This is a genomic window from Amycolatopsis sp. NPDC051373 (assembly GCF_040689465.1).
Lineage (GTDB): Bacteria > Actinomycetota > Actinomycetes > Mycobacteriales > Pseudonocardiaceae > Amycolatopsis.
Genome location: NZ_JBFBAE010000001.1, coordinates 593,882 through 615,946, shown reverse-complemented (window position 1 = coordinate 615,946; position 22,065 = coordinate 593,882). Strand labels below are relative to the sequence as shown.

19 protein-coding genes and 1 pseudogene are annotated in these 22,065 nt (G+C 69.5%); 7 read left to right on the top strand and 13 right to left on the bottom strand.

The window, feature by feature from the left end; genetic code table 11:
* Positions 1-54 precede the first annotated feature (54 nt).
* From AB0383_RS03045 to AB0383_RS03010, 8 genes are all read right to left on the bottom strand, one after another.
* Complete coding sequence (locus tag AB0383_RS03045; RefSeq protein WP_364169716.1) at positions 55-1,143, bottom strand: LLM class flavin-dependent oxidoreductase; 1,089 nt, start codon at positions 1,141-1,143, stop codon at positions 55-57.
* A gap of 149 nt (positions 1,144-1,292) precedes the next feature.
* Positions 1,293-2,006: an SDR family oxidoreductase gene (locus AB0383_RS03040; protein ID WP_366184779.1), complete on the bottom strand. Its 714-nt coding sequence runs from the start codon at positions 2,004-2,006 to the stop codon at positions 1,293-1,295.
* Positions 2,003-2,803, bottom strand: a complete 801-nt coding sequence (locus tag AB0383_RS03035; RefSeq protein WP_366184777.1) for an alpha/beta hydrolase — start codon at positions 2,801-2,803, stop codon at positions 2,003-2,005. Before AB0383_RS03035 ends, AB0383_RS03040 begins: the two co-directional genes overlap by 4 nt.
* A gap of 28 nt (positions 2,804-2,831) precedes the next feature.
* Complete coding sequence (locus AB0383_RS03030) at positions 2,832-3,950, bottom strand: LLM class flavin-dependent oxidoreductase (protein WP_364169710.1); 1,119 nt, start codon at positions 3,948-3,950, stop codon at positions 2,832-2,834.
* Complete coding sequence (locus AB0383_RS03025) at positions 3,947-5,518, bottom strand: long-chain fatty acid--CoA ligase (RefSeq protein ID WP_366184775.1); 1,572 nt, start codon at positions 5,516-5,518, stop codon at positions 3,947-3,949. Before AB0383_RS03025 ends, AB0383_RS03030 begins: the two co-directional genes overlap by 4 nt.
* On the bottom strand, positions 5,515-6,552 hold the full coding sequence (locus tag AB0383_RS03020) for an LLM class flavin-dependent oxidoreductase (RefSeq protein ID WP_360585743.1): 1,038 nt from the start codon (positions 6,550-6,552) through the stop codon (positions 5,515-5,517). Before AB0383_RS03020 ends, AB0383_RS03025 begins: the two co-directional genes overlap by 4 nt.
* Positions 6,553-6,658: 106 nt before the next feature.
* The gene (locus AB0383_RS03015) at positions 6,659-7,663 is read right to left on the bottom strand and encodes a phosphotransferase family protein (RefSeq protein WP_364169701.1); all 1,005 of its coding nucleotides are present in this window, start codon (positions 7,661-7,663) and stop codon (positions 6,659-6,661) included.
* Positions 7,660-8,940 carry an acyl-CoA dehydrogenase family protein gene (locus AB0383_RS03010; protein WP_366184772.1) on the bottom strand — a complete coding sequence of 427 codons (1,281 nt, stop codon included), beginning with the start codon at positions 8,938-8,940 and terminating at the stop codon, positions 7,660-7,662. Before AB0383_RS03010 ends, AB0383_RS03015 begins: the two co-directional genes overlap by 4 nt.
* A 204-nt stretch (positions 8,941-9,144) precedes the next feature.
* Between AB0383_RS03010 and AB0383_RS03005 the strand changes: the two are divergent.
* Positions 9,145-9,491 (top strand): annotated as a pseudogene (locus AB0383_RS03005) (3,4-dihydroxy-2-butanone-4-phosphate synthase); the annotation flags it as partial.
* Between the two features lie 171 nt (positions 9,492-9,662).
* Here the strand turns inward: AB0383_RS03005 and AB0383_RS03000 are convergent.
* The gene (locus AB0383_RS03000) at positions 9,663-10,229 is read right to left on the bottom strand and encodes a hypothetical protein (protein ID WP_364170715.1); all 567 of its coding nucleotides are present in this window, start codon (positions 10,227-10,229) and stop codon (positions 9,663-9,665) included.
* Between the two features lie 243 nt (positions 10,230-10,472).
* On the opposite strand from AB0383_RS03000, the gene AB0383_RS02995 reads away from it, so the two are divergent.
* Entirely contained in the window at positions 10,473-11,792 is a 1,320-nt protein-coding gene (locus AB0383_RS02995) for a PQQ-binding-like beta-propeller repeat protein (RefSeq protein WP_364170713.1), read from the top strand.
* A 33-nt stretch (positions 11,793-11,825) separates the two neighbouring features.
* Here the strand turns inward: AB0383_RS02995 and AB0383_RS02990 are convergent, their stop codons facing one another.
* Complete coding sequence (locus AB0383_RS02990) at positions 11,826-13,721, bottom strand: FAD/NAD(P)-binding protein (protein ID WP_366184770.1); 1,896 nt, start codon at positions 13,719-13,721, stop codon at positions 11,826-11,828.
* Between the two features lie 342 nt (positions 13,722-14,063).
* On the opposite strand from AB0383_RS02990, the gene AB0383_RS02985 reads away from it, so the two are divergent.
* Positions 14,064-15,323 carry an MFS transporter gene (locus AB0383_RS02985; RefSeq protein WP_366184768.1) on the top strand — a complete coding sequence of 420 codons (1,260 nt, stop codon included), beginning with the start codon at positions 14,064-14,066 and terminating at the stop codon, positions 15,321-15,323.
* Positions 15,324-15,636: 313 nt separating this feature from the next.
* On the top strand, positions 15,637-16,824 hold the full coding sequence (locus AB0383_RS02980) for a GGDEF domain-containing protein (protein WP_364169691.1): 1,188 nt from the start codon (positions 15,637-15,639) through the stop codon (positions 16,822-16,824).
* 44 nt (positions 16,825-16,868) lie between these two features.
* Here the strand turns inward: AB0383_RS02980 and AB0383_RS02975 are convergent, their stop codons facing one another.
* The 3 genes from AB0383_RS02975 to AB0383_RS02965 all read right to left on the bottom strand — a co-directional run bounded on the left by AB0383_RS02975 (position 16,869) and on the right by AB0383_RS02965 (position 20,100).
* Entirely contained in the window at positions 16,869-17,513 is a 645-nt protein-coding gene (locus tag AB0383_RS02975) for a TetR/AcrR family transcriptional regulator (protein ID WP_366184766.1), read from the bottom strand.
* Between the two features lie 74 nt (positions 17,514-17,587).
* A complete protein-coding gene (locus AB0383_RS02970) occupies positions 17,588-19,519 on the bottom strand; it encodes an ABC transporter ATP-binding protein (protein WP_366184902.1) in 1,932 nt (643 codons plus the stop codon).
* Between the two features lie 14 nt (positions 19,520-19,533).
* Entirely contained in the window at positions 19,534-20,100 is a 567-nt protein-coding gene (locus AB0383_RS02965) for a TetR/AcrR family transcriptional regulator (protein ID WP_364170710.1), read from the bottom strand.
* Positions 20,101-20,229: 129 nt separating this feature from the next.
* Here AB0383_RS02965 and AB0383_RS02960 point away from each other — a divergent pair, with 129 nt between their 5' ends.
* The 3 genes from AB0383_RS02960 to AB0383_RS02950 all read left to right on the top strand — a co-directional run bounded on the left by AB0383_RS02960 (position 20,230) and on the right by AB0383_RS02950 (position 22,062).
* Positions 20,230-21,219: a LuxR C-terminal-related transcriptional regulator gene (locus tag AB0383_RS02960; RefSeq protein ID WP_364169686.1), complete on the top strand. Its 990-nt coding sequence runs from the start codon at positions 20,230-20,232 to the stop codon at positions 21,217-21,219.
* 69 nt (positions 21,220-21,288) lie between these two features.
* Positions 21,289-21,660, top strand: a complete 372-nt coding sequence (locus tag AB0383_RS02955) for a hypothetical protein (protein ID WP_364169683.1) — start codon at positions 21,289-21,291, stop codon at positions 21,658-21,660.
* Positions 21,661-21,675: 15 nt separating this feature from the next.
* Complete coding sequence (locus AB0383_RS02950) at positions 21,676-22,062, top strand: hypothetical protein (RefSeq protein WP_366184763.1); 387 nt, start codon at positions 21,676-21,678, stop codon at positions 22,060-22,062.
* Positions 22,063-22,065: the final 3 nt, after the last annotated feature.

Here is a 22,065-nt window from a genome sequence, read left to right as displayed (position 1 = left end):
AGCCCGAAGATCCGAGAAGGTGCCGAGGCCCGGAACCCGGGCCACGGCCCGGCCTCACACCCCCGCGGGCGCGCGCGAGGACATCTTGTGCAGCTGCGGCACCACCTTCTCGCCGAACAGCCGCATGCTCGCCTCCGCCTTGTCCAGCGGCAGGCCGCCGAAGCAGAACGCGGCGTTGGCCATCAGCTCGCCACCCTGCTCACGCCGAGCGGCGTACTTCTCCACGATCTCCTCGGGTGTGCCCCAGATGTTCGCGTCGACGTACGCGCTCGCCGCCGTTTCCATGCCCGCCTCGCGGATCATGTCGGCGCCGGCCTGGTAGGCCTCGTAGCCCTTCGTCTCACGCCAGTGCGAACCGGCGAAGTCGTAGTGCTTGATCACCGACAGGAAGTAGCGCGAGATGTGCTCGTGCGCGATGCGCTTAGCCTCTTCAGGGTCTTCGTGGCAGTACACGAAGTCCTGGATCAACGGCGCGCCCGGCTCGGTGCCGTGCTTCTCGCGGTGCAGGCCACGCCAGCGGTCGATCGCCTCGAGGTGCTGCGCGAAGTCGTACTGCATGAACGTCATCATCTGCGCGCCCAGTTCGGCTACGGCCGGGATCGAGTCGGGCGACATCGCGACGCCGAAGATCCGGCCTTCCCACGAGTGCCCGGCCAGTCCGGGGCGGACGGTGACGCGCGGCTGCTTGTAGTACTTGCCGTCGTTCTCGACGTACCCGTTCTGCAGCCCGCGGATGATCATCGCGGCGGCCTCGTCGAAGCGTTCGCGCGACTCGTTCATGTCGACGCGGAAGCCCTCGTACTCCATCTTCGCCAGGCCGCGGCCCATGCCGAGCAGCAGGCGCCCGTTGGACATGTGGTCGAGCATGATGGCCTTCTCCACCACGCGGAGCGGGTCGTTCCAGGGAAGGATGACCGCGCCCGTGCCGAGCTTGATCTTCGACGTGCGCCCGGCGAGGTAGGCCATGATCTGGAGGTTGTCCGGGCACATCGAGTAGTCGTCGAAGTGGTGCTCGGCCGACCAGACGGAGTCGAAGCCGTACTGCTCGCCCAGCACGCCCATCTCGAGCTCGCGCGTGAAGACCTCGTGGTCGCTGACGTCCTCGAACCAGTTCTGGAAGACCAGCAGCATTCCGACGTCCATGGGTGGTTCTCCTTCTTCGTGGGGGTGGTCGGTGTTCTCCGTCTACGGGTGGGGCGTGCCCTGGTTCGCATTCCGACGCTAACCAGGACCGGGCGCGGGAAGAACGCTCTTCGCGTGCGGCTGTTGGAGGTCCACACAAAACGCGCGGGTCAGCCGCCGCCGAACGTGGCGAGCAGACCGCCGTCGACGGGCACGGTCGCGCCCGTCATGTACGTCGAGCGCGCCACGGCCACGATGACCTCGGCGATCTCGGCCGTCGTCCCGATGCGCCCGGCGGGAATCTTGTCCACGATGCTCTTGCGGGCCCGATCGCTGAGCCCCGCGGTCATGTCGGTGTCCACAAAACCCGGGACCACGAGGTTCACGCGCACCCCCCGCGGAGCGAGCTCCACGGCGAGCACCTGCGTCAGCCCCGACAGCCCCGCCTTCGCCGAGCCGTACGCGACGTCGCCGGGAAAGCCGCGCAATCCGACGACCGCGCCGACGTTGACGATCGCCGAACCGCGCGCCAGCTTGGGCACCACCGCGCGGCAGACTTCGAACGCGCCGGTGAGGTTCGTGGCGAGCACCTCGTCCCACGCGGATCTGGCCAGCGCGTCGATGCGGCGGCCGCGGTGCACGCCGGCGCTGTTGACCACCACGTCGATCGAGCCGAACCGCTCGGTCACGGCCTCCACGCAGCGGCGGATCGAGTCCTCGTCGGTCACGTCGCCCTTGACCTCGAGCACGCGGTTCGGCACCGCCGGCGGCGAGGAGCCGGCCGAACGCGCCAGCGACGCCACGTTGTCACCCTCGGCGGCGACGTGGTCGACGACGGCGCGGCCGATCCCGCGCGAACCGCCGGTGACGAGCCAGGTGGTCATCGGTTCAGGAAGCCGGTGAGCTCGGCGAGGTAGGTGTCGCGGTCCTCCAGGAACGGCGCGTGGCCGGCGTTGGGGAATTCGACAAGCCGCGCGTCGGAGCACAGGTCACGCGCGGCTTCGGCGCCGGAGAAGGGCACGAAGGCGTCCTTGCGCCCGTGCAGGAACAGCACGCGAACGCCGAGCCCGCCGAGGATCTTGCGCTGGTCGAGCTCGGCCAAGTCCAGCAGGGACTCGTCACCGATCGGGCCCATCTCCATGAACATCCCCCACAGCCAGGTGAGCGTGTCGGCCGTCTGCGGCTCGGCGCACACGGCTTCCGCGACGCCCTTGAACGTGTTCGCGCGGTCGGCGGCAGCCGCACCCAGCACGGCCTTGACGTCGTCGACCCCGCTGCCGTGCGGCCAGTCCGAAGTGGACGTGTAACGCGGGGTGGCGCCACCGGTCAAGACCACGCCCGAGCAGTTCGAGCCCAGCTTCGCGGCCGCGTCGACAGCGACCGCACCGCCGAGGGACCAGCCGTTGACCACGGGCTCACGCAGGCCGAGGTGCTCCACGAGCCGCACGACATCGGAGCCGAGCGCGGAGATCGTCACGTCGGAGAAATCGTTGTCCGAGCGGCCGCACGCGCGCTGGTCCAGCAGCACGACCTCGTTGCCGTTCGCGCGCAACGCGGGCACGGTCGTGGCCCAGCAGCGTGCGGTCGCGCCCCAGCCGTGGATCAGCACGATCGGGCGGCCCGAGCCCCGGTGGTGCTCGAAGTACACCCGCCGGCCGTCTTCGACCTCTAGGTAGCCCATGGGATCTCGCCTCTCTCCTCGATGAAACTCAATGGATGGCAGCGACTTCGGCGCGCAACGCCCGCGGCACGACCGGCGGCCGGTCACGGAAGCGGGGCAGGACGTGCTCGGCGAACAGTTCCAGCGAGTGCAGCACCTTTTCGTGCGCGAGGCCACCGATGCGCATCCAGCAGATGAGGTGCTGCAGACCGGTTTCCTCGTACAGCGTCTCGATCTCGGCGACCAGCCCGGCCGGGTCACCCACGTAGACCACGCCGCTCTCCCGCAGCCCCTCGAGCGTCGGCCCGCCCGATTCCTCCGACGCGGCAACGAGTTCCGCGTAACGCTCGTAGGTGTGCGGTGCCCGTGGCCCGCTCGGCACGAGGTCGAGCACGTGGCGGTAGTACCAGGACAGCGGTTCGGCGACGTTCGCGAGTGCTTCCTCGGTGGTGTCGGCGAGGTGGACCTGCCAGTTCATCGGGAAGTCGAGCGACAGTGGGTCGCGGCCGCCGGTGATGAGCGAACGCTTGATGTCCACCACCAGCCGGTTGAGCTCCGGCAACGTCATCAACGTCGGCGTGACCAGGAGGTTGTACCCCTGCGCGGCCGCCAGGTGGAACGTCTCCGGACTGATCGACGCGACGTAGATCGGCGGGGTCGGGCGCTGCACCGGCGTGGGCCGGCAGTCGACCTCGGTCAGGTCGAAGTGCTTGCCGTGAAAGGAGAACGGCTCGCCCGCGCGTTTGCTCCACAGGCCGCGCACGATCTCCAGCGCCTCGTCGAACACCTCGCGGCTCACGTCCTGGCGGTCGCCGACGCCCATGTTGTGGAACTCGCCCGGTTGGTACCCGCGGCCGGCGCCGAAATCGAGCCGGCCGTTCGACAGCACGTCGACCATCGCGTAGTCCTCGGCCACGCGTACGGGCCAGTCGAAGGTCAGGTTGCTGACGGCGATGCCGATGCGCATCCGGCTCGTGCGCTCGGCCACCGCGGCGGCCGCGACCTGCGGCGACGGCATCGAGCCGTAGTCGCTGCCGTGGTGCTCGGCGAGCCACACCTCGTCGAACCCGAGCTGCTCGGCGTACGCGATCTGCGCGAGCATCTCCTCATACGCGCGGCGGAAGTCGTGATCGCGGCACTCGAGGACGTAGAAGACGCCGAACTTCATCCGGCACCACCCGCGGCCACCTTCGCGCGCAGCACTTTCTTGTCGATCTTGCCGACGCTCGTGCGCGGCAGCTCCCCGACCACGAGCACGCCCTCGGGCAGCCACCAGCGCGGCACGCGTTCACGCAGGTCAGCGAGGATTTCCGCCGACGTGTCCGCACGGCCGGGTTCGAGCACGACGAGCGCGTACGGCCGTTCCTGCCAACGCTCGTGGGCCACGGCGACCACGGCGGCCTCGGCCACGGCGGGGTTGGCCGTGAGCGCCTGCTCCAGCGCGACGGAACTGATCCACTCACCGCCGCTCTTGATCAGGTCCTTGGCGCGGTCGACGATTTCCAGGTACCCGTCCGCGTCGATGGTCGCGATGTCACCGGTGCGCAGCCAGCCGTCGGCGAAGCTGTCGGGGTGCTCGTCGCGGAAGTACCGCGTGGCGACCCACGGCCCGCGGATCAGCAGCTCACCGCGCGAAACGCCGTCGTGAGGCCGGTCGGTGCCGTCTTCGCCGACGAGCCGCCAGTGCAGGCCGGGCAGCAGCCGGCCCTGCTTGCGGACGCTGCGGCGCCGTTCGGCCGGATCCGTCACGGTCGGCAGTGGCCGCGAGAACGTGCCCATCGGCGAGATCTCCGTCATCCCCCAGCCCTGGAACGACGGGATGCCGAGCTCGTCGAGGGCGCGCAGCAGCTCGTCGTCCGGGGGCGAGCCGCCGAGCACGAGCGCGCGCAGGCTGCTCAGGTCGGCGCCGGTCGCGGCGACGCGACGGACGAGATCGGCCGCGACGGTCGGCACCATGCCGGTGTAGGTCACGCGCTCGGCCTCGACGATCGTCGCGATCTCGGCCGGCACCGGGTGGGGTCCGGGCAGCACCTGCTTCGCGCCCGTCATGAGCGCGGCGAACGGGATGCCCCACGCGTTGGCGTGGAACATCGGCACGACGTGGAGCACGGTGTCGCGCTCGCTGATCGCGTGGCCGTCGGCGAGGCAGGCGGCGAAGGTGTGCAGGTAGAGCGACCGGTGCGAGTAGCCGACGCCCTTCGGGGGACCCGTGGTGCCGGAGGTGTAGCAGAGCGCGGCGAGATCGTTTTCGTCGATCTGCGGCGGGTTCTCCAGCGGCGGCCCCTCGGCTACGACGTCCTCATAGGTGAGTACCCCACGCGCGGAGCCGTCGGTGGCGACGACAAGCAGCTCCGGCCGCTCCGCCCGAGCCGCCTCCAGCCGGGGCAGCAGCGACAGGTCGGCGAACACCACAACGTCCTCGGCGTGGCCCAGCACGTACGCGATCTCTGTCGGCTCGAGCCGCAGGTTCACCGTGTGCAGCACGGCGCCCGCGAGCGGCACGGCGAAGTACAGCTCGAGGTGGCGGTGGTGGTTCCAGGCGAGGGTGGCGACCCGGTCACCGGGCCGCACCCCCAGCCTGACCAGGGCTCCGGCGAGCGCGACGACGCGTTCGTGGAAGTCCCGGTTGGTGTACCGGTGCGTCTCGGCACCGCCGCCGTACTCCACGATCTCCTGGGCGGGGAAGAACTCCCGCGCACGGTGCAGGAGGTCGGTGAGCACGAGCGGCTGGTTCACCCCGCCACCCCCGCCTTCTCGCCCAGCCGCTCCCGCACCTGCGGCACGACCTTCGTGGCGAGCAGCTCGATGCGCGCCGAACCGCTGTCCACGGGCTCGCCCGGCAGCTGCGCCCAGAAGTGCACGTCCTTGATCTGCGGCTTGTCCTTCAGCAGCGCGGTCAGCTCGTCGACGGCCGTGGCCACGTCCCACAGCTGGAACGCGCCGCCTTCGACGATCTGGTCCGCGTTCTCGAACTTCGGCACCACGTCGGGCGGACCGAACGCGCCCCACTCGATGTAGTTGTTGAGCTGGTACAACGCGTACTGCCCGATCCGCGCCCACTCGCGCTCCGGGTCCTCGGCGATCACGGCCCACTGGCCGGCGAAGATCTGGCCGTCGGCCGAGGACTTGCCCACACGGTCCAGCGCGTCCAAATAGGACTGCTGATGCACGTTCTGGGTGCTGAGGAACCCGTCGGAGATGCGGGCCGCGCGCTCGATCGCCGGGTCGGCCATCGCGCCCACGAGCAGCTTCGGGAGGACCTCCGGCTTCGGCGTGATCCGCACCGACGGCAGCGAGAACCGCTTGCCCTCGAACGGTTTCTCCTCACCCGACCACGCCTGGCGGATGACCGCGACGCTCTCTTCGAGCAGGCTCGGCCGGTGCTTGAGGTTGCGGTCGAACGCCGCGAACTCCGGCGCCCAGTAACCCTGGCCGAGCCCGAGGTCGAAGCGGCCGCCGGTGAGCAGCGACAGCGTCGCGGCGTCCTCGGCGAGGCGCACGGGGTTGTGCAGCGGCGCGATCACGAGGTTCGTGCCGATGCGCATGGTCTTCGTGCGCTCGCCGATCGCCGCGGCCAGCGTGTACGGCGAGGGCGTGTAGCCGTCCTCGCAGAAGTGGTGCTCGGTCAGCCAGACCGAGCCGATCCCGACACTCTCCGCCCACGCGAGCTGGTCCAGCGCCTCGCGGTACAGCGTGGAAAAGGGCCGGAACCACTGCTCGGGATTGCGAAAGTCGTACCAGAGCCCGAAATTGACGCTTTGCTCGGTCACGCCGTCTCCTTTGTCGACGTAGCGGCTGGTTGTCTCCCACCGTGCTCAGCCCCGGCCGGCGGCAGGCCAGCCCCGATCGCGCGGGCCGTTGTGGCTCGCTCCAACGTCACGGCGTCACCCCCGCCGTGTCGAGGGCCTCGTCGAGGAGCGCGGGCACGTCGTGCTCCAGCGCGGCGGCGTAGGCGCTGGCGAGTTCTCCAGTGAGGAACTGCGACCACGCGGCCTCGACGATCGCGGCGAGCTTGAACAGCGCGAGGCACTGGTAGTAGCGGATCTGCGGGAGCTCGCGGCCGACGAGGTGCTCGTAGCGCTGGAGCAGGTGCTCGCGCGGCGGCGCGCCGGGGGCCCGGGAGACGCCCTGGATGGCAGGCATCGCACTACCGCGGCCACCCCACAACGCGAGCAGCAACCCCAGGTCGAGCAGGGGATCGCCGATCGTGGCCATCTCCCAGTCGATCACGGCCTTCAGACGCGGTTCGTGCACGGAGAACAGGCAGTTGTCGAGGTGGAAATCGCCGTGCAGCAGCGCGGGCTCACTCGGCTCCGGCTTGTTCTGCTCCAGCCACGCGGCGATCTTCGGCATCGCCGGCAGCGGTCGCCGCGCGATGCCTTCCCACTGCCGGTACCAGCGCTCGACCTGCCGATCGAGGAAGTTCTCCGGCCGCCCGAACCCGGTCAGCCCGGCGGCTTGCCAGTCGAGCGTGTGGACGGCGGCGAGCGCGTCGACGACCTCGTCGGCCACCTGCGCCAGGTCCTGCGCGGGGTAGGGCAGCGTGCCCGTGATCGACACCGAATCGGCCACGTGCTCCATCACCAGGAACGGCGCCAGCGTCTGCTTGGGGTCCTCGCACAACGCGATGGGCTTCGGTGCGGGGACTGCCGTGGGGGCGAGCGCGGTCAGCAGCCGGTGCTCCCGCGCGACGCTGTGCGCCGACGCCGACAACGCGTGATCGGGCGGCCGGCGCAGGACGTAACTGGTGCCGTCGCCGGTGAGCAGGCACGTCTCGTTGGAGTTCCCGCCGGTCAGTTTCCGCAGCTCCCACGGCCCGGGGTCGCCCGTGTGCGCGGTGAGCCAGCCGGCCAGCGGCCGGTCCAGCAGCCGTGTGCTCACTGGGCCGCCGTGAACTCTTCGAGCCGGTCGCGGAACTTCTCCAGCGCCGCGGCCCGCCGCGTCGGGATGTGCTCCGTCGGCACCTTCGCCGGCTGGTACTGCTTGAGCAGCCGCCGCGCGACGGTCACGCGGTGCACCTCGTCCGGGCCGTCGTAGATGCGCGCCGCGCGGGCCCAGCGGTACATCTGCTCCAGCGGCATGTCCGTGGAGAAGCCGAGCGAGCCGTGGACCTGGATGGCGCGGTCGATCACGTCGTGCAGCACCGTGGCGCCGTGGTACTTGATCATCGCGATCTCGGTGCGCGCGGCCTGCGCGCCGACCTGGTCGATCCGCCACGCCGTCTGCAGCGTCAACAGCCGCGCGGACTCGATCTGCGCGGCGCTGTCGGCGACCCAGTTCTGCACCGTCTGCTTGTCCGCGAGCGGTCCCCCGTGGACGTCGATGCTCACCGCGCGTTCGCACAACATGTCGAACGCCCGCCGGCACACGCCCACCCACCGCATGCAGTGGTGGATCCGCCCGGGTCCGAGCCGCTTCTGCGCCAACGCGAACGCCTCACCGCGCTCACCCAGCAGGTTCTCCTTCGGCACGCGGACGCCTTCGTAGGCGACCTCGCAGTGCGACCAGATGGCGTTCTTGTGGTCCGGGTCGTTCATCAGCCCGATCTCGCGCGTCGTGATCCCCCGCGCGGTGGTGGGCACGATCAGCATCGACATCCGGTGGTACGGATCGGCGTCGGGCTCCGTCACGGCCATCACGATGTGGAAATCCGCCCGCGACGCGTTGCCGACGAACCACTTCGCGCCGTCGAGCACCCACTCGTCGCCTTCGAGCCGCCCCGCGGTCGTGAACTGCCGCGGGTCAGACCCGGTGCCCTGCTCCGTCATGGAGAACGCCGAGAGCAGCTCGCCGTCGAGCAGAGGCCGCATCCAGCGCCTCTTTTGCTCCTCGGTCCCCGCGATCGCCAGCAGCTCCGCGTTGCCCGAGTCCGGCGCCTGGCACCCGAAGACGTAGGGCGCGTACTCGCTGGTCCCGAGGATCTCGTGCAACAGGCCGAGCTTCAGCTGCCCGTAGCCCTGGCCGCCGAGCTCGGGCCCCAGGTGCGCAGCCCACAGGCCGTTGTCCTTCACCGCCTGCTGCAACGGCGTCGCGACCCGCCGGAACCCCGCGTGGTCCAGCCCCAGCACCTCCAGCGGGTAGATCTCGGCGCGCACGAACTCCCGCGCCCAGTCCAGCTTCGCCGCGAACTCCGGTTCCGTGGAGAAGTCCCAGGTCATCTGCCGCCCTTCCGGTTCGCCGTACGCCCCTCACGCTAGGAAGGGCGCGGCGGGCGAACCAGCCGGGCGACGGCGGGCCGTTGTGGATTTCCACAGCGGCTGCTCCACACGGCGCAATCGAGGGTCACCCGACGGGAGCCGGTACCCGACGGTGGAGTGGCTCGTCCCGGTGATCGGGACATCGCGACCTTGAAGTCGGCGGCCATGATCCCCGCACAACTTCGCCCTTCGTCCGGGTTGGACACCGTCGCCGCCGCGCTCCTGGACCTCCGGTCCGGCCGGTGATCGTCGTCGACGACGAAGACCGCGAAAACGAGGGCGACCTCGTCATGGCCGCCGAACACGCCACACCCCAGGCCCTCGCCTTCTACCTGCGCCACACCAGCGGCCTGGTCTGCGCGCCGATGACTCCGGAGATCGCGGACCGATTGCTGCTGCCGCCGATGGTGCAGGCCAACGAAGACCCCGCGGGCACTGCCTACACCGTGTCGGTCGACGCCGCCGCCGGCATCGAAGCCGGCATCTCCGCGGCAGACCGCGCACACACCATCACGCGGTCGGCTCAGCGGGTCAGGCAGCTTCCGTGCCAACCTGACCACCATCAGCGCCACCGCCGCACGCGACTCCGCGGCGCTCGCCCTCCTCGCGCACCACGCCACCGACCTGTACATCGCCGCGATGACCGTGGACCAGCTGCGGCGGCCGGTTCGTCGGACTCCGGCTCAGTCCGTGACGAACCACTGGCCGCCGCGGTACTCCAGGGTGGCGTCACCGAGATCGCTGTCGGTGAACTTCACGCTGGCCCGCACCGCGGCGGCCGGGATCTCGACCTTCGTGGAGCTCGACTCGGTGACGCGGCCCCGGTCGACGGTCGCGCTGCGCAGGGCCTGCTTCTGGGTCGTGGAGATCATCTGGAACGTGATCGGGAACGTCTTCTCACACGGTCCCCAGCCCTCGTCCTGAGCCTTTTTGGCGGCCGGTGCCGCGATCTCGCACGTCGTGGCGAGGTCCTCCTTGCCGACCGCGTGCAGGAAGGTCTCGTAGCGCGCGATCGCGCCGGCGGTGGACTTCTCCGAGGTCGCCGGCTGCGACGACGTGGCCGACGACGAGGTGGCCGGCTGCGTCGAGCTCAACGGCGGCGCGGACGGGGTAGCCGCGGGCGGGCTGCTCGACAAAACCGGAGCCGGGCTCGACGCAGCCGGTGCCGCCGAGCCGGCGACGCCGCTCGAGCATCCGGCGATCAGCAGGGCAGCGCCCGTGGTCAGGACGAGAAGTGCACGAGCGGACATGAGGGCACCTTTCGGATCAGGAAGAACATCCGGAGGGTAAGGGACCGCGGACAGCCGGTGGGGCGGAATCGGAAAGCCCCGACGAATCCGCACCCGGAGGCGGGTTTCGCCGTCAGATCTTCGCCGACACACGGCCATGACCAGGAAATAGTGACACATTCGTGTGAACTGACACATGGCGCGCATCCGCTCGGCTATGGTGCGGCGGTCGAAGCAGTGGACCTTGGGGGAAGGCAGGCGCACATGCGACGAGCTCTGGTCATCGTGGTGTGTTTGGGGACAGCGCTCACGGTCGCCGGTTGCGGCGGCGGCACGAACGACGGCACCGCTTCGGCGTCGTCCGGATCGACACCCGCCGCGCAGCAACCGGCGTCCACCGAGCCCGCGGCCAAGACCGCCGATCCACCGACCGCGTTCGACGCCGGCGCCGGCGTCGGCCTGCCCGCCGAGGCACTGCGCGCCAACGTGGCCGGCAACGTCGTGTCGACGTTCACGACCTTGCGCGACCGCACCGCCTACATCATCACGCCGACCGCGCTCAACGCGGTGGATGTGCTGACCGGCCGGCAGAAGTGGACCGTCGCGGTCGCCGGCAAACCCGGCGACCCGTACAACCAGAGCACGCCGTTCGTGAACGAGACCGGACCGCGCCCACCGGCGGTCGGCGACAAGCTCGCGGTCGGCGCCGTTCCGGTCCTCATGCCGGAACAAGGCACCACCCCGTCCTACATCACGCTGTCGGTGGTCGCCGCCGACAAGGAAACCGGCACCAAGGCCTGGCAAGCGGACATCAAGGTGTCCGACGACCAGTACGCCGACGCCGGCAACGCCGTCACCCAGGTCGTCGCCGTCACCGACAAGGCCGTCGTCGCGAGCTACAGCCAGGACGAGGACCACGTCACTGCCGCGCTCGACCCGGCCACCGGCAAAACCCTGTGGCAGCGCAAGGACTACGTGGCCGGCAGCCTCCACGGCGACGTCTTGGTCGGCACCGACTTCAACGTGCCCGAGAACTCCTCGATGACCCAGGCCACCGCGCTCGACCTGCTCACCGGACAGCAGAAGTGGATCGGTGCGCGCGAGTCCTACGGGCTCACGATGGTCCAGGCCGATCCGGCGCTCGTCGTGGCCAACCGCACCGACTACGGCTCCGGCCATTCCTTCCTGCTGTTCCTCGACCCTGCCACCGGCGCCGAGAAGGCCAAGATCGAAGGCGCGCACGGCTTCGGCTCCCAGGCCTACGGCGACTGCCTCTACGACCAGCAGTCCGTGCTGACGTGCGAGGAAGACGGCGTGCTCACCGGCTACGACGCCAAGACCGCCGCCAAGCTGTGGAGCCTGCCGGACCAGGCCGCCAACCGCGTCGCGCCCAGCGTCACCGTCGCCTGGCACGGCGCCCTGTACGGCAAAACCCAAGGCGGCCAGCCGATCGTGCTGGACGCCAAAACCGGCAAGGACCGGTCCACCGACGGCGTCGGTGCCGCGCCCGTCATGGTCAGCGCGTACGCCGGCATCGCCGCAGACGAGGACGGCGCACCCAAGGCGTATCCGGTCAAGAAGTGATCGGTCCGGCCACCGCGCCGGCCTTCGCGGTGGTCAGGCCTCCGGTTCCAGCTGCAGCAGTTCCCTTGCCAGCGCGTCGTTCTGACGGAACATGATCGCGTTCGTCCGCGGGCGCGTGAACGCTCCCGGCGAGCGGATGCTCGTGTGCACGCCCATGGCGAAGCGGCGCGGGTGCGCGGTACCGGCGGCGTCGAGCAGGCGGGAGTCCGTGATGCGCGTGGCGATGCGGCCCGACGGCTGGTCGTCACCCAGGGCGTCGGGGACGGTTTCCTCGGTCAGGGTCCCGGCGTCGCGCATCTGGCGCAGCAGCGTGTCGAATACGCGCGGCACGCTCGCTTCCGGCAGCCGCGCCTCGATCAACGTCCGGGCTCGCACCACGTCGGGAAAGCTCGAACTCGACGCGGCGAATTCCCCGGTGTTTTCGTCCGCCGACACCAGCAAATCCGCGCCCAGGAACGAAACCAGGCCGGCGTCGGCCAACGCGAGCAATTCCTCCAGCCGGCGCGGCGGCGGCCCGCTGGCGTAGTAGGAAAAGAACCCGTGGAACCAGCCGTCCATATCGGCAACCTGCGACGCCGCCGAAAGCCGACCCGTCATGAGCAACGCCGGGAGCTGTCCGACCACCGACAACAGCGCCATGAACGCCCCGAGATCCGCGCTGAACCGCTGGTCCGCGCGACGCGAAAGGTCGGCTTCCACGTACTCCCGGACAGCCTTCGCGAATTCCTCCGCGGATTCGAAATGCTCGCCACCGAACGGCCGGTCCAGCCGGTCCAGATCAAGCCGATCCTCTTCGGCAGGAACCGCCGAAACAACCAGTGCGTCCATTTCGGACGTCCCCCACGCCAGATCCGCGAACCGATCCGCGAACACGGCGAAATCCATCAGAACGCGATCCGGGTGCCCGGTGAAGAGCTCCGTGTAATACGCCCACGCCAGCTCCTTCGCGATCAACGGCCACACGTCCGTGCGGAAGCTGATCGGTCCCGGCCGGGCGCACAGCGCCTCGATCGCGTACGAATCGAAGAACCTGGGCAGCTGCAACGGTTTCCCGCGCAACCGGTACCCCGTTTTCGCGTGGTAGGGCACCCCGCGCCGCGAGCCGACGTGCAGCACGGGCTCCGCGCCGCTCGGGTGGTAGCGCAGGCCGCCGCCCGGCAGATCCTCGAAGCGGCCGCCGCGGCCCTCCGTGAGCAGGAGCATGAGGTCGACGAACGCGAGCCCGAAGCCGCGCACCAGTACGGGCTCACCGGCCGGCACGGCGGAGTAGTCGACGTCGGCGGTGTAGCCCGCCGGGTAGTACGCCAGGTCGTGCCGCTCGGCGAAAGCCGCCAGAGCGCTCTCGCCCGAGTCCGGCGTCGCGTCGAGGTGGCCGACGGTCAGGAGCACGGCGTCGGCCGCCACCTCGGAGCCATCGGCCAGGCGCACGCGCTGCGGCGGCCCGTCGTCGATCGCGACGGCCGAGCTCGCGTGCTCCACGACCTCGATCCCCGGTGGCAGCTCGGCGAGCACCTTCTCGTAGAACCACCTCAAGTACAGGCTCTGCAGCCGCCGCGTGGGGAAGTCCGTGCCGGCGAGCGCGTCGAACTCCGCACGCAGGTCGTCGGGCACCGGGAAGGACAAAGAGCCCGAACGCACCTCGCGGGCCCACTCGATGAGCGACGGCCCGGGCGCGACCGGTCCCGCCATGCGCACCGAGTCGTCCGTGTACATCGTGACGTCCTCGGGCATGGAGTTCATGCGCAGCAGCGGCGACTGCTCGTAGCGCCACACGCGGCCCGGCCCCACGGGGAACGGGTCGATCAGGTGCACCACGAAGCGCCGGTCGCCGAGCAGTTCGGGTGCGTTGACGGAGAGCCGCTCCAGGACGCCGACCCCGCGAGGTCCGGCGCCCACGACGGCGAGCGTGAACGTCGGGTGATCGGCCACGGACTCGAAGCTACGCCGTGAGGCGGCCACGGAGTGGCGCTCCCACAGTGCGGACACCGGTGCAACTGCACTACGCAGGGCGGCATCCGGGCGAGTGTGGCGCAGGCCACAGCACGCTACCCTCGTGATCTTGGCGGTACCCGGCGCTATGGTCTGGACACTCGGAGAACTGTCTGTGACCCGTTGGATACCGGCGAAAGAACCTAGAGATTCACCAACAGTCACGAGACACTGACCTTGGCTACTCACGTTTTGTGATTGGCTCGTGACCACGAGGTCCTAAGGTCACCGCCTGATCACCGTGCGGAACCGTCCGCACACGAATGTCGGGGAGAAGCACGCATGACGGCAGCACCGGGACGGGTGACGTTCCGCGAGGTCTTCGGGGTCGCCGAGTTCCGCGCGATGTGGTTCGGCGAGCTGCTGTCGATCGCCGGCGACCAGCTGGCCCGCGTCGCGCTGTCCGTGCTGGTCTACGCCACCACGCAGTCGGCCACGCTCACCGGCCTCACCTACGCGCTGACGTTCTTCCCGTCCCTGCTCGGCGGCATCTTCCTCACCGGCATCGCCGACCGCTTCTCCCGGCGCACGGTGATGGTGGCCGTCGACTTCGCGCGGGCCGCGCTGATCCTGCTGGTGGCCATCCCCGGGCTGCCGTTCTGGGTCCTGTGTGTGCTCGTCGGCTGCGTCTCACTGCTGAACCCGCCGTTCAAGGCGTCCCAGCTGGCTCTCCTGCCGCAGGTGCTCGAAGGCGACCGGTTCGTGGTCGGCATGGGCATCCGCAGCATGACGGTGCAGTCGGCGCAGCTGCTCGGTTTCGCCGGCGGTGGCGCGCTGCTGCTGGCGGTCGACCCGCGGCTGGCGCTGGTCCTCGACGCCGGCACGTTCGTGCTCTCGGCCCTGTTCGTCCGCTTCGGCGTGAAGCCGCGCCCGGCGGCCGCGACCGGGGAGAAGCGCAAGCCGTTCCTCGCGTCGCTGAGCGCGGGCGGCAAGGTCGGCTTCGCGAGCTCGGCGCTGCGTTCGCTGATGCTGTTCACCTGGCTGGCCGGCCTGATGCCGGTGTACGAGGGCATCGCGGCGCCCTACGTCGCGTCGTCCGGCGGGGGCCCCGAAGTGATCGGCCTGCTGCTGGCCGCCGATCCGGTGGGCAGCGTGATCTTCACCTTCATCTATACGCGCTGGGTGCCCGCCGAGGTGCGGCCGAAGCTGATCGGGCCGATGACGGCGCTCGCCGCGATCCCGCTCCTGCTCTGCTTCCTGCAGCCGGGGCCCGTCGCGTCGATCATCCTGTTCGTGATCTCCGGTGGGTTCGGCACGATCGCGTTGCTGCAGGCCACGGCCTCGCTGACCGTCGCGGTGCCGGACGAGACCCGGGCGCAGACGATGGGCCTGTCCAACACGGGCCTGACGACCACGATGGGCGTGGTTCCCCTGATCGGCGGAGTGATCGCCGACCACCTGACCGCCCAGACGACTGTCGGGATCTTCGGGTTCGTCGGACTCTTGATTACGATTCCGCTAACGATCATGTGGCAGCGGACGTTCACCGGCCGGACGAGCGAGGGTACGGCGAAGGAAGCCACACGCGCCGAGCATGCGTGACATGCTCCGCGCGTGGGCTCTGACCTGCGCGACCTTGCGGTGCTGCTACGCGGTCACTGGTCCTTGCTACGCATAGCTGGTCACCCTTCATCCGGCGTGTTCGGGAAAAAGGTACACACCTAAGGCCCTTGTGGACAGGCGGCAAACGGCCCGAAACTGTGCGTGAGGAGAGTGTCACCGGACATTCGCGCAAGGGTTTGGGGGGAAAATGGTCACATCGGGGGAACGGTCTGGGCAGGGCGCGGTCGCTGCGGTCAAGGGGTGGGCGCTGTGGTCGCGGCCGCGACGGTGGATCGCCGTCACGCTCACGAGCATGGTCGTCGCCGTGGTCCTGGCGGTCGTGAGCAGCGTGCTGGTCCCGGTCACCGCGGCCCAGCTGGAGCTGTTCGCGCTGATCACAGGCCTGGCCGTCGCCCAGACCGAGATCACCCGGCAGATCGAGCGCCAGCGTCGGATGCTCAGCCGGGGCCCGCACATCAACGTGACCTCCGTGTGGCTGCTGCCCGCCGCGCTGCTGGTGCCGCCGCAGCTCGTGGCCGCGCTGGCCGTTCTGCTCTACGTCTACCTCGCGTTCCGGAGCTGGAACGGCACCCGTCCGGGTGAAGCCCACCGCGTCGCAGCGAACGCGACGACGATGATCCTGTCCGGTTTCGGCGCCGCGCTCGCCGGTGACCTCACGGGCAGCCAGGGTGTCGCGATGGTCGCCGCCGCCGCGCTCGGCTACTTCGTCGTGAACACCGCGCTGACCGGCCTCGGCCTGTACCTCGCCGACCCGGCGAAGGCAACCCCCGCGTCCTGCCTCGGCACCATGGACGACAACCTCCTCGAGACGTCGATCCTGTGCGTCGGCGGCCTGCTGACGATGGTGCTCACCAACGAGCCGCTGCTGTCGGTGCTGGTGATCCTGCCCCTGTACGTGCTGCAGCGCTCGGTGCTGATCAAGCGCCTCGAAGAGCTCGCGACCACGGACCAGAAGACGCAGCTGCTCAACGCCACCACCTGGCAGGACGGCGCGCAGCGCGAGATCTCCCGCGCCGAGCGCGAGAACGGCAGCTTCGGTGCGCTGATGATCGACCTCGACCACTTCAAGTCCATCAACGACACCTTCGGCCACCTCGCGGGCGACGACGTGCTCAAGGCCGTCGCGGCCGCCGTCAAGCAGGAGACGCGCGCCCACGACCTGGTCGGCCGCTTCGGCGGTGAGGAGTTCGTGGCGCTGCTGCCCTCGACGTCGAAGGAAGACGCGATCATCACGGCGGAGCGCATCCGCCAGCGGATCAGCGAACTCGTAATCCAGACGCACACCAACGAAGGCGAGGCCGTCGCGATCTCCGAGCGCACGGCGTCGATCGGCGTCGCGTCGTTCCCCATGGACGGCACGAGCGTCGACGAGGTCATGGCTTCCGCCGACGCCGCCGTGTATGCGGCGAAGCACGGCGGCCGCAACCGGGTGATCGGCGCGGTTTCTTCGCCGGTCCGGGAGCTCGCGGCCGTCGCGTAGCTCGGCACGGGGTCCGGCCGGCTTCCTCCCCCGAGCCGGCCGGACTACCGCAGCCGTTCGATCACATCCGCCGCCTGGGTCTGCAGCCTCAGCACCCCACCGACGGTGAACTCCGTGAGCAGGTCCACCAACGCGTCCTGGGCCGGCGGGTCACCTTCCCAGGACACTTGGACCAACGCTTCGGTCATCGCGAAGTACAGCGTCACCAGCGCTTTGTCGGCCCGCCCCGAGTCCACCCCGTACGTCGCCCACCGCTTGCGGCTCGCCTCCGCGTAGATCACGGCCAGCCGCTCCCGCAGCCTCGTCAGCGCCGGATTCCCCGCCCGCTCGGCCTCTCTGAGGACAGGAAACGAGTGCGGGTCCTCCTCGACGAACCGGAACATGTTGGCGTAATTCGCCCTCGCCCACGCGCGCAGATCCGGCTCCGACGCATCCCTCGCCGGCGCCCCGATCGCCTCGAACGCCTTCTCCTCAGCGGCCCCGACCACCTCGGCGAACAGGTTCTTCCGCTCCCCGAACTGCTCGTAGACCGCTTGCCGCGACACCCCCGCGGCCCTCGCGATCTCCTCGATCGTCGCCGCCTCGAACCCATGCCGCGCGAAGGCCTCCGTGGCCGCCCGCACGACCCGGTCGCGTTGCTCCGCCACGGGCAACTTCCGCGGCCTCCCACGCTGCGCGGGGCTCGACATCGGTGTGTTCACCTCGCGTATTTCCTCGTCCTTCATTCCAGCGTGGGGACTTCGCCGGCCCGACCCCGTGCTCATCACACCAGATAGGCCTGCGCCTGCAACGTGAACAGCTCGGCGTATCCCGCCTGGGCCGCCATCAGCTCCTCGTGCGTGCCGTACTCGGCGACCTTGCCGTGGTCCAGCAGGAGGATGCGTTCGGCTTGGCGGACCGTGGAGAAGCGGTGCGAGATGTACAGCGTCGTGCGGCCGGCCGCGAGGGACCGCAGGCGCGTGAACAGGTCGTGTTCGGCCTGGGCGTCGAGGGCGGACGTCGGTTCGTCGAGGATCAGGATCGGGGCCTCGCGCTGGAAGGCGCGGGCGAGGGCGATCTTCTGCCACTCGCCGCCGGACAGCGAGACGCCCTGGTCGAACCATCGGCCCAGAGGCGAGTCATAGCCGGACGGCAGGCGTTCGATGCGTTCGTCGGCGCCGGCGCGGCGAGCGGAGTCCTCGATGTGGGGGCGGTCTTCGAGCCGGTGGAGGTCGCCAAGGCCGATGTTCTCGGCCGCCGTTCCTTGGTACGTCACGTAGTCCTGGAACATCGCGCTGATCTGGGTGCGCAACTCGTCCGGGTCGTACGAGCGGATGTCGACGCCGTCGAGCAGGATGCGGCCGCCGGTCGGGTCGTACAGCCGACACAACAGCTTGAACAGGGTCGACTTGCCCGCGCCGTTGCGGCCGACCACCGCCACCGTCTCGCCCGGCCGGATCTCGAACGAAACCCCGTCCAGGGCCGGTTCCTCGGCGCCCGGGTAGCTGAAGCTCACCGACTCGAAGCGGATGTGTCCCTCCACAGTGGAGGGCAAGGGCCGCGGCGAGGCGGGCGCCACGATCTCCGGCTCCGTGTCCAGGAACCGGTACAACGTGTCCAGGTACAGATTGTTCTCGTACATCCCCGAAAACGCCGTGAACAAGCCCGAAACCGACGCCTGCACCGACGTCGCCGCGGCCGTGTACAGCGCCAGGTCACCCAGCGTCAGGCGCCCACCGACGGCCTCCATAGCGATGTACAGCGCGATCGCCGAGCCGGCCAGCGTCGACAGCAGCCCCCACGACGTCGAGCTCACGTTGCGGCGAACCGTCAGGCGCCGTTGCCGCTCGTACGACACGAGGCCGAGCCGCCGGAACCGCTCCACGAAGTACGGCCCGAGGCCGAACAGCTTGGTCTCCTTCGCGTACGTATCCGTCGTGACCAGCGAAGACAGGTAATCCATCCGCCGCTTGATCGGCGACATCAGGAACGTCAGCCAGAACGCGCGCGATCCGTACTTCGACTGCGAGATGAACGCCGGGATCGGCGCGAGCAGCGCCACCAGCGCCAGCAACGGACTGATCGACACCAGCAGCGCGATCATGCTCGAGAACGTGATCGCCGTGCGCACCAGCCCCAGCGCCGAGTTCATCATCGACAACGGCCGGGTCGGCGCCTCCTGCGCGGCCTGGCGCAGCATGTCATACGACGTGGAGCCCTCGAAGTACGCCAGCTGCAGCTTGCTCGCGTGGTCCATGACCTGGTGCCGGATCGTCAGCGTCATCCGCTCTTGCAAGAGCGTCTGCGCGATCGACGTGATCGCGCTGCTGATCGCGGTCGCGGCCAGCACGCCGAACTGGAACAGCGTGATCCACACGATGTCGTCGATCGAGCCCTTGTGCTGGATGGCGGCGACCACGGCGTCCAGCAGCAGCTTCGCGATGTACGCCGTGGCGGTCGGCAGGAGGCCGGACAGCAGCGTGACCAGCGCCAGCAGGATGGTGAGCGTCGGGCTGGCCTGCCAGGTCAGCCGCACGACCTTCGGCACGCCGCGGACGGTGCCGGACACCGACGTCTTCATCCGCATGAACCGCGACTTCAGGTCTTTCGGCTGGTCCGGCTGCGGGGGTTCCGGGATGTCGACCGGCCCCGTCAGGCCGCTGTCGGGCACCGTCTGCGCCGGTCTGCGCCGGCCGCCGGGCCGTCCGCCCGGCATGAATCCGCCTGGGATCACGCGGACACCGCGCCGTGCAGGAAAACGTCGATCAGCTCGGTGGTCTTCGGCGCATCGGGCAGCGCCCGGCCGTGCGTGAACAGCATGCTCACGAACAGCGCGGCGGCCTTGTCCACAGGCAGCCGCAGCCGGTCGGCGTCCGGGACGAACAGCTCCCGCACGGCGCGATGCATCGCCTCGAACGACTTGCGCCGGCTGTCACCGCTCGGCGGCTTGCGGTTGCGCATCTCTTCCGGCTGCGTCCGGCCGGCCCGGGCCGCGCCCATCACGGCACCCAGCCGCTGCAGGTGCGCGGTCAGCGCTTCGACGGCTTCCACCAGCCGTTTCTCCAACGGCAGCTCACTGGGGATCTCCCCGATCATCTCCAACGCCTCCGCCGGGTCGAGCGCGGCTTCCACACACGCGTCGAACAGCTCGTCCTTGTCGGTGAACACGCGGAAGATGGTGCCCTCGCCGATGCCGGCCGCCCGGGCGATCTGCGCGGTGGTGACCCCCCGGCCGTGTTCCACGACCAGCGGGAGCACCGCGCGCACGATCATCCGGCGGCGGTCGTCGGGCGCCATCCCCGGCGCACGTTTCCTCGTCTCCATGCGGACCAAGCTACGGAGTGAGTGCTCACTCCGTCAACTCGGTAACGCGGCGCGACCTGTTGTCGACTTAGGGACGCACATCCGCCGACCCGAGGAGCGCCGGTGCGCGGCAAGCCGTTCGACGAGCCCACAGTGGGACGCCTGCGCCAGGCGCGCGAGGTCCTGTCGGCCGAGGCCGAGAAGAGCCACCACGCGCTGTACGCGAAGCTGCGCGAGATCGTCAGTGGCGCGCTGCGGCTCGACGCGTTCTTCGTCGGTCTGTTCCGCGACGCCGGCCACGTGCTCTACGCCTACCAGTACGACGGCGCCGAGTACGCGCTCCCGGGCGTCCGGCCGGTCAACCCCGAAGGCCCGACGGGCTGGGTGCGCGCCCACAACCGCTCCTACGCCTACCGCACCGACGGCGGCGCCATCCTCAACCGCGGCATCCCTTGGGGCGACAAGGAACGCCGCTCGGCCGACGCGCTCGTCGTCCCGATGCGCCGCACGCACACCGGCGAGGTGATCGGCGTCGTCTCGGCCCAGACCTACACCGCCGACAGCTACGGCGACGCCGAGCTCGCCGCGCTGGAGTGGCTCGCCGAGGTGGTCGCCCGGATCCTGTCGGCCGAGGACGAGGACCGCGAGCTCCTGGCCCAGCTCGACGACGGGCACCGGCCGGCCGCCGAGCGCGTGCTCGGGCAGACGGTGTCGGCTCTGGTCGTGGAGCGGGTCGCCGTGGTCTGGCAGGCGGCGGCGCAGCTCGCGAGCGAACTGGAGTCGGAGGGCCACCGGCTCGGCGCACGGGCGCGTGACCTGGTGCGCGAGTGCGAGCGGCTGCAGATGGACTCGGCGGAGATCGAGTTCGCCGGTTATCGAGAGGCCGCGGCGCGGTTCGACTCGCTGAGCCGGCGAGAGCGTGACGTCGTCGAGCTGATGAGCCTGAGCGACGGCGAAATCGCCGCACAGCTGTACGTCGCCCGCTCCACGGTGAAGACCCACGTGCGCAGCATCCTGCGCAAGTACGGCGCCAAAAGCCGTTCGACGGTCGTCGAGGAGGTCTCCACCTACCTCGGTTACGCCCGTGAGCGAGGCGGCTCATCCTCGGGATGAACAGGGGCCGCCATATTTTTCCTCCTCGCGCCGAGAGAATCGTTGTGGTATCGCGGATAACATGGTTCCGTGCGCGTGGAAAACGGCTCCGTGTGGAGTGTTCTGCTCGAATTTCTCATCGCCCTCTGGTGGTTCTTCGTCGCGATCGGAATTGCCAAGTTCATCGTTGTTCCGCTCATAAAGTGGTTGCTCATCTCCGCATTCGAATCACTCAAAGGTGCCTCGGGTGCGGGCCGGGCGCTGCGCCGGCTGCTGGCCTTGCCCATCACGGGTTTGCTGAGCAGGCAACGCAAAGCCCGCGGTGGTCACCGAGACAGCCGGCTCGACCTGTTCGTCGTGGACTTGGTTTTCGGCGTGGCGGTGAGCGGCCTTCTCCAGGGGATCCTGCTGACCGCGGTGTCAACCATCGTGGTTGTCGTCATTTGTTTTCTGGTTTTCTGAACGGAGCGGTGAATCTTGGCGGGCAACGAGTTGGTGCCGAGCGGCCGGAATGTGGCGTTCGAAGTGCAGGACACGAATGGCAATCTGCCGGCGAGCGGGGACGCCGATCTCGCGGAGGTCGTCGTCGGCGCGATCGCCCACGCGCTCGGCTTCCCGACTGCCGCGCTCGTGCGTTCGGTCGTGGTGGTGGTCGCGCGGACCTACTCCGAGATCAAAGTGGAGCTGCAGGGCCAGCGGGTGGACCGGCGGATCAAGCTCCAAACGATGACCATCGAGCGGTTCTACACCGCCATGGCGCGCGTGGACGCCGATCCCTACTGGCACCCGGAAGCGAAAGCGACGCTCGCCGAGGCCCTGGCGGCGGAGATGAAGCAGGAAATCGCCAGGCTGCTGCGGAGCTAGAGA

Excerpts from the sequence above, each read along its gene's own strand:
- AB0383_RS03045 (WP_364169716.1), bottom strand. The coding sequence starts at position 1,143 with ATGGACGTCGGAATGCTGCTGGTCTTCCAGAACTGGTTCGAGGACGTC.
- AB0383_RS03040 (WP_366184779.1), bottom strand. The coding sequence starts at position 2,006 with ATGACCACCTGGCTCGTCACCGGCGGTTCGCGCGGGATCGGCCGCGCC.
- AB0383_RS03035 (WP_366184777.1), bottom strand. The coding sequence starts at position 2,803 with ATGGGCTACCTAGAGGTCGAAGACGGCCGGCGGGTGTACTTCGAGCAC.
- AB0383_RS03030 (WP_364169710.1), bottom strand. The coding sequence starts at position 3,950 with ATGAAGTTCGGCGTCTTCTACGTCCTCGAGTGCCGCGATCACGACTTC.
- AB0383_RS03010 (WP_366184772.1), bottom strand. The coding sequence starts at position 8,940 with ATGACCTGGGACTTCTCCACGGAACCGGAGTTCGCGGCGAAGCTGGAC.
- AB0383_RS03000 (WP_364170715.1), bottom strand. The coding sequence starts at position 10,229 with ATGTCCGCTCGTGCACTTCTCGTCCTGACCACGGGCGCTGCCCTGCTG.
- AB0383_RS02995 (WP_364170713.1), top strand. The coding sequence starts at position 10,473 with ATGCGACGAGCTCTGGTCATCGTGGTGTGTTTGGGGACAGCGCTCACG.
- AB0383_RS02985 (WP_366184768.1), top strand. The coding sequence starts at position 14,064 with ATGACGGCAGCACCGGGACGGGTGACGTTCCGCGAGGTCTTCGGGGTC.
- AB0383_RS02980 (WP_364169691.1), top strand. The coding sequence starts at position 15,637 with ATGGTCGTCGCCGTGGTCCTGGCGGTCGTGAGCAGCGTGCTGGTCCCG.
- AB0383_RS02975 (WP_366184766.1), bottom strand. The coding sequence starts at position 17,513 with ATGTCGAGCCCCGCGCAGCGTGGGAGGCCGCGGAAGTTGCCCGTGGCG.
- AB0383_RS02970 (WP_366184902.1), bottom strand. The coding sequence starts at position 19,519 with ATGCCGGGCGGACGGCCCGGCGGCCGGCGCAGACCGGCGCAGACGGTG.
- AB0383_RS02965 (WP_364170710.1), bottom strand. The coding sequence starts at position 20,100 with ATGGCGCCCGACGACCGCCGCCGGATGATCGTGCGCGCGGTGCTCCCG.